Origin of the sequence: Streptomyces sp. WM6386, from assembly GCF_000972385.1 — a bacterium.
Taxonomy (GTDB): domain Bacteria; phylum Actinomycetota; class Actinomycetes; order Streptomycetales; family Streptomycetaceae; genus Streptomyces.
The window spans coordinates 61947-67946 of the sequence record NZ_JXTE01000050.1; the positions used below are offsets into that span (position 1 = coordinate 61947).

The 6000-nt window shown below is 68.2% G+C and carries 6 protein-coding genes, 1 tRNA gene and 1 pseudogene; 7 read left to right on the forward strand and 1 reads right to left on the reverse strand.

Translation table 11 applies throughout. The features are described from left to right. The first annotated feature begins 75 nt into the window (after nucleotides 1–75). From TN53_RS27335 to TN53_RS27355, 5 genes are all read left to right on the forward strand, one after another. Nucleotides 76–990, forward strand: a complete 915-nt coding sequence (locus tag TN53_RS27335) for a bifunctional DNA primase/polymerase (protein ID WP_046261332.1) — start codon at nucleotides 76–78, stop codon at nucleotides 988–990. Further along, the gene (locus TN53_RS27340; protein ID WP_234441721.1) at nucleotides 987–1328 is read left to right on the forward strand and encodes a hypothetical protein; all 342 of its coding nucleotides are present in this window, start codon (nucleotides 987–989) and stop codon (nucleotides 1326–1328) included. Before TN53_RS27335 ends, TN53_RS27340 begins: the two co-directional genes overlap by 4 nt. Continuing rightward, nucleotides 1325–2527, forward strand: a complete 1203-nt coding sequence (locus TN53_RS27345) for a DUF3631 domain-containing protein (RefSeq protein WP_046261333.1) — start codon at nucleotides 1325–1327, stop codon at nucleotides 2525–2527. Before TN53_RS27340 ends, TN53_RS27345 begins: the two co-directional genes overlap by 4 nt. Before the next feature lie 201 nt (nucleotides 2528–2728). Then, entirely contained in the window at nucleotides 2729–2920 is a 192-nt protein-coding gene (locus tag TN53_RS27350) for a helix-turn-helix transcriptional regulator (RefSeq protein ID WP_046261334.1), read from the forward strand. Continuing rightward, nucleotides 2917–4425, forward strand: coding sequence for a tyrosine-type recombinase/integrase (locus tag TN53_RS27355; RefSeq protein ID WP_199924659.1), 1509 nt, complete (start codon nucleotides 2917–2919; stop codon nucleotides 4423–4425). Before TN53_RS27350 ends, TN53_RS27355 begins: the two co-directional genes overlap by 4 nt. A gap of 134 nt (nucleotides 4426–4559) precedes the next feature. On the opposite strand, the gene TN53_RS27360 is transcribed toward TN53_RS27355, so the two are convergent. Continuing rightward, nucleotides 4560–4631 (reverse strand) — tRNA-Arg (locus TN53_RS27360). 235 nt (nucleotides 4632–4866) lie between these two features. On the opposite strand from TN53_RS27360, the gene TN53_RS27365 reads away from it, so the two are divergent. After that, entirely contained in the window at nucleotides 4867–5307 is a 441-nt protein-coding gene (locus tag TN53_RS27365; RefSeq protein ID WP_046261335.1) for a response regulator, read from the forward strand. A gap of 120 nt (nucleotides 5308–5427) precedes the next feature. After that, nucleotides 5428–6000 (forward strand): annotated as a pseudogene (locus TN53_RS27370) (hypothetical protein); the annotation flags it as partial.

Sequence of the window (6000 nt, forward strand, 5' to 3'; positions counted from 1 at the left end):
GCGGTCGCCCTCTCGCCAAAGAATCGCGACCGCCCCGGCTCTCCCGTCCCTTCGACAGAACCGGAGACCTCCAGCATGACGCATGACGCACGACCCGCGCTGCTGTCCGCAGCGCTGCACGCCGCCGCCCGCGGCTGGTACATCCACCCGCTCCGACCCGCCGCCAAGGGCTCCGCGCTGCACGGCGAACGCACTTGCCGCTACACCGGCGAGTGCGCCGACGGACACGTGAAGTGGGAACAGCGCGCCACCACCGACCCCGACCGCATCCGCGCTGCGTGGACTGCGGGCGCGTTCAACGTCGGCATCGCCACCGGGCCCTCCGGCCTGGTCGTCGTCGACCTGGACGTGCCCAAGGAGAAGAGCGGGAAGGGCAGTTCGGACGCACCTGACGGCGCGACGTCCTTTGCGGCGCTCTGCGAGCGCGCCGGACAGCCAATCTCCCTCACGTACACGGTGCGGACGCCCAGCGGCGGACTGCACCTGTACTACGCAGTGCCGCCGAACGTCCGCCTGTTCAACACCGCCCGCACCGTGGCGCCGAACGTGGACACCCGGGCGTGGGGCGGGAACATCGTCGCCGCGGGCAGCACCACCCCCCAGGGAACCTACGAGGTCATCAACGGCGCCCCGGTAGCCACGCTGCCCGCCTGGCTTCTGAGCCTGCTTCAGACTCCTGCTCGGACCGGCCGTGCCATTGCTCCACTGCTCATCCCGAGCCAGGCCACCCGCCGTGCGGAGGTGGCCCTGCAACGCGAGACGGCCGCCGTCATGGGCACCTCGGAGGGCGGACGCAACAACCGGCTGTTGGCGGGCGCCCGCGCCATGGGGCGCTTCGTGGCATGGGGCGAGATCACCCGGGACGCGGTCGAGACGGCTTTTCAGGCGGCCGGCGAAGCGGCCGGACTGTCCCCGGGCGAGTGCCGGACCACCATCCACAGCGCCCTGGACTGGTCGATCCGCACCTGCCGACCGAGGGAGACGGCATGAGCCCCCGCCGCGGCCCTGAAAAGCCGTTCCGGCTCACGTCCGGCCGCACGCGCCTGTCTCTGGTCACCCCGGAGGTCAGCCGTGGCACGAAGGACGACGGCCGCCAGGCCGTCCTTTCAGCCCTTCCCCCCGAACCGCCCGTGACCTTCGCGAGCGGCGTTCAGCCCGGCTTGCAGATCCGCATGACCGGCGTACCCGTCGCGGACTGGCTGTGCGCCTGCGGTCACCACGAACGTGCCCGCGGAAAGCGCGCCGTCATCGAACTGACCACCCGCGCCTGCGTCGGGCACTGCCCCCACCGGACCACCCCCCGCACAGAAGGGAGGAGCGCCGTATGACCAGCACCGAGGCGCACGCACCGACCATCGACGGCGCGGCCCTGCTCGATGAGGTCGAAGCGTTCCACCGCCGCTTCAACATCTTCCCCAGCGAAGCCGCCTATGTGGCCGTGGCACTGTGGGACGCCCACGCTCACCTGCTCGATTCCTTCGACTCCACCCCGCGTATCGCGTTCCTCTCCCCGGAGCCGGGATCCGGCAAGTCCCGAGCGCTGGAGATCGTGGAAACCTTGGTGCCCAACAGCATGGCCGCCGTGGCTGCGTCGGCATCCGCGCTCTTCCGGTCGGTCTCCGGCATCGACGGTGAGCGTCCCACGATCGTCTTCGATGAGATCGATACCGTATTCGGGCCCAAGGCCGGAGAGAACGAACAACTCCGCGGGTTCCTGAACGCCGGACACCGGCGCGGGCGGCTCATGTACCGGTGCGTGGGCGACGGCGCCAACCAGACCGTGCAGGGCTTCCCCTCGTACGCCGCGGTGGCCATGGCCGGACTCGGCTCGCTGCCCGACACGATCCTGACCCGCTCGGTCATCATCCGCATGCGTAAGCGTGCGCCCAACGAGACTGTTGAGCCTTACCGCGAACGACTCAACGAGCACGAAGGCCATGCCTTGCGCGATCGGCTCGCCGCCTGGGCCGACACCGTTCGCGACCGTATCGCCGGCGCTTGGCCCGCCATGCCGGAGGGCGTCACCGACCGCCCGGCAGACGTTTGGGAACCCCTGCTCGCGGTCGCCGACGCGGCCGGGGGCGTCTGGCCGGAGCGCGCCCGTCTGGCCTGCGTGGAGCTCGTCCGCGCGGCGCAGGACAACGGCGAATCCTCCCTCGGAGTCCGCCTGTTGACCGACCTGCGTGACCACGTGTTCAACGGCGCCGACCGCGCCCCCACGGCCGTCATCTTGGACAGGCTCAACAGCCTGGAAGACGCACCCTGGGGTGACCTCAACGGCAGGCCTCTGGACTCCCGGCGGCTCTCGCGCATGCTCAAGGAGTACATGCGGGCGGACAACAAGCCGATCCAGGCCCGGAACATGCGGACCGCGTCCGGACTGCTCAAGGGCTACTACGAGGCAGACCTGCGCGACGCGTGGATGCGTTACTGCCCGCCGCCGCTGCCGCCCCTCCTGGAATCCGCTACATCCGCTACATCGGCCACGCCTGGCGCTGAACCGCTTCTGACCAGCGTCAACGCGTAGCAGACCGACCACCTATCAGCCGCTACACCGCCCTCCCGGGCCGCTACATCCGCTACACCCCGGGAGCGGTGTGGCGGTTCTATCCGCTACACGCTACGCATCCGCTACCGAAAACAGGCTTCTGACCTGCGGTGTAGCGGATGTAGCGGATGTAGCGGAGCTGGGGGAGGGGGCGTAGCGATCCGCGACAGGAGTGACGCCGTGGCCAGGCCTCGCGACGAAATGCTCACCATCCCGCAGGTGATCGAAGAGATCGGAATCCCTCGGGCGACCTTCTACCGTTGGCGCGCCTGCAAGAAGGGCCCGAAGTCCATCAAACTCCCGAACGGCTCCGTACGGATTCGTCGTTCCGAACTCGATCGCTGGCTGACCTCGTTGGAGGAAGCCGCGTGACGAGCAACAGCAACTTGGGGGCCGGGCGGCAAAACCGTCCGGCCTCTGAGGGGTATTCCTTCGATGTTCGCCTATGGAACGTGACAAGGGTGAACAGCAAAACCCGGCCGTACCAACTGCGTTGGAAGGTCGGTGGCAAAGTCAGTAGCGCCACGTTTGCCACCACTGCGCTTGCCGATGGGCGCCGATCCGAACTCCGGCAAGCCATGCGCAAAGGGGAAGCCTTTCGGATCACGGATGGACTTCCTGAGTCCGAAGTGCGGACGGCCGAAGCGGCGGCCATGGTGCGTAATGATCCGTCGTGGTTCGAATTCGTCCGCGAATACATGGCAGTTCGATGGCGCACCGCCGCCGCGAAGACGCGCGAGGGGTTGGCTGACAGCCTCGCCACTGTGGCTCTCGCCATGATGGGGGAGGACACCAAGGCGCCGACGCTGGAGGACGTTCGACGCGCCGTGCGGTGGGCTGTCGTACCGGCGCACAAGGACGAGGAACCCCCGGAGGAGCTGGAGGCAGCGTACGCGTGGCTCGCGGCGCACTCGCTTCCGCTGTCGGCTCTCACGGACTCCAAGGTCATCCGGGACGTCCACTATCGGCTGTCCTTCAAGCTGGACGACACCCCTGCCGCAGCCGATACGTACAAGCGGAGACGTCGCGGATTCAACACCGCGATGGAGTACGCGATTCAAGAGGGCTATCTTGAAGAGAACCCCCTGAACGGCGTGAAGCGATCCACATCCCAAGGGGGCGATGCTGTCGACCCCCGAACCCTGGTGAACGAGCTACAGGGAAGGCAACTTCTCACAGCTGTCTCGTACGTGGGATCGGTGCACCGGAACCGCGGGCGTCGACTGGTCGCCTTCTTCGCCTGCATCCTTTACGCCGCTATGCGACCCGCTGAAGTCGTCGGACTCAGGCTGGGCGACTGTCACCTTCCTGAGCCGCCCCCGTACGTCGTGAGTCTCGTCAAGGGATTCAAGCAGCCCCAGGCGAAGTGGGGGATGCTGACTCTTCGAGAGACACGGCCGATCTCGGGAAAGAAGTGGACCGATTCGGGGGAGCGCCATGACAAACGCGGGCTGAAGTCACGGGACCCCGGGGCGGACCGACCGGTGCCGATTCCGCCCGTTCTGGTGGCGATGCTTCGGGCCCACATCGCAGAGTTCGGCACGGCCAAGGACGGCCGGCTGTTCCCGAACGAGCGCGGGGGACTGCTCGGGACCTCCAGCTACTGGCGAGTCTGGCAGGAAGCCCGGCCGTTCGCGCTCACCCCGCACAAGGTGGCATCCCCTCTGGCCCGCAAGCCGTACGACCTACGGGCCACCTGCATCACGAACTGGCTCCGCGCCGGCCTCCCCGTAGCCGAGGTGGCCCGGCGTGCGGGCAACTCTCCAGAGGTCATCCACCGCCGCTACGCCGGCGTCATCGACGACAGCGAGGAGGTGAACAACAGGAAGATCGAGCAGGCGATGGGGTGGAGCCCGGAGGATGGCTCCGGAGCGTAGCGATGCTCTATCGCAGGTCTATCGCGACCGCTGCGAAACAACGACAAAGAGCGGGAGTCAGTGAGACTGACTCCCGCTCTTTCATGTCGGCATCCGCACAGGTCAGAGCTGGTTTTTGCTGTCTGACTGGCGAGTGCCCCCGGCAGGATTCGAACCTGCGCACACGGCTCCGGAGGCCGTTGCTCTATCCCCTGAGCTACGGGGGCGTGTCGGTCGCGTTGCTCGCGGCGACGGGTAGAACACTACCAGCTCCGTCGGGGTGTTCATGAACGGGTTTATCGGCGTCGTAGCCCTGTCCGGGAGGGGTCGTCGTGGTCGGTTGTGGGGATTGGTGATCTCGTTCGTTCCCCTGTGGGGGCAGAAGTCGGTAAAACCCGGACGCGGTGGCCGGTCCGGACCTACTCTCGAGTTGTGCCAGGCGCATCGGGCCGGGTGCTTGTTGTGGACGACAACAAGGTCATCCGGCAGTTGATCAGGGTCAATCTCGAGCTGGAGGGCATCGAGGTCGTGACCGCGGCCGATGGTGCCGAGTGTCTGGATGTGGTGCATCAGGTGCGGCCCGATGTGGTGACGCTTGATGTCGTTATGCCCCGACTCGATGGGCTTCGGACCGCCGCCCGGCTGCGTTCCGATCCTCGGACCCGAGATCTTCCTCTTGCCATCGTCAGCGCCTGTACGCAGCACGAGGTCGAGAGCGGTCTCGATGTCGGCGTCGACGCCTTCCTGGCCAAGCCCTTCGAACCTGCCGAACTCGTTCAGCTCGTACGGCAGTTGATCGAGCGCAAGCATGCCGCGGACCCGGCCGAGGAGGATGGTGACGACGTCTTCGGGCGCGTCCTCGGCGCCGGGGAGACCGAGAGGGCCGGGCGCACCGGCGGCTGAGTCGGCCGATCGCCCCATCTTCCGCGCCGGCCCGGCCCCGTCTCGCACCGCCGTCCACATCGCGGACCTTCGCCCAAACCGACTCGCCTACCCACCCCCCTCCTCCCCTACGCTTGTCCCGTGACCCCCGTCGAGCTCTCCCGTACCGTGCTGCGCGCGGTCCGTCGCGCTGTCGACGGCGGGGAGCTGAGCGTGACCGTTCCGGGACGGGCCGTCGTCACGCCCCCCGGGCCCGGTGGCTGTGGTGACTACGCCACCAACATCGCCCTCCAGCTCGCCCGCCCCGCCGGGAAGCCATCGGCAAAGGTCGCCGCGATTCTCCGGCCGCATCTCCTCGACGCTCCCGGCGTCACCGACGTCGTCGTCACCGGGCCCGGGTTCCTCAACATCAGCCTGCGCGACACCACCCCTGCCGCGCTCGTCGAGGAGATCCTGCGGCGCGGCCCCCGGTACGGCCACCGCGACCGCCCCACCGGGCAGATCGTGCAGCTCCACGCCCCGCACGAGGTCCGCGCCGTCGTCGTCATGGACGCCGTCGCCCGCATCCTCGTATCCCAGGGCGCCCTCGTCCGTACGTCGTCGCAAGCCGCGCCCCGGCCGGAATGGACCGACATCCTCGGCGCGCGCGTCGACGCCTCCGGCACCCCCGAGGCGCCCGCCCCCCTCGACGTCAACGTGCGACCGGTGCCCGCC

What these genes read in the sequence shown, in the direction of transcription:
- TN53_RS27335 (WP_046261332.1), top strand. Translation starts at nt 76, where the DNA reads ATGACGCATGACGCACGACCCGCGCTGCTGTCCGCAGCGCTGCACGCC.
- TN53_RS27345 (WP_046261333.1), top strand. Translation starts at nt 1,325, where the DNA reads ATGACCAGCACCGAGGCGCACGCACCGACCATCGACGGCGCGGCCCTG.
- TN53_RS27340 (WP_234441721.1), top strand. Translation starts at nt 987, where the DNA reads ATGAGCCCCCGCCGCGGCCCTGAAAAGCCGTTCCGGCTCACGTCCGGC.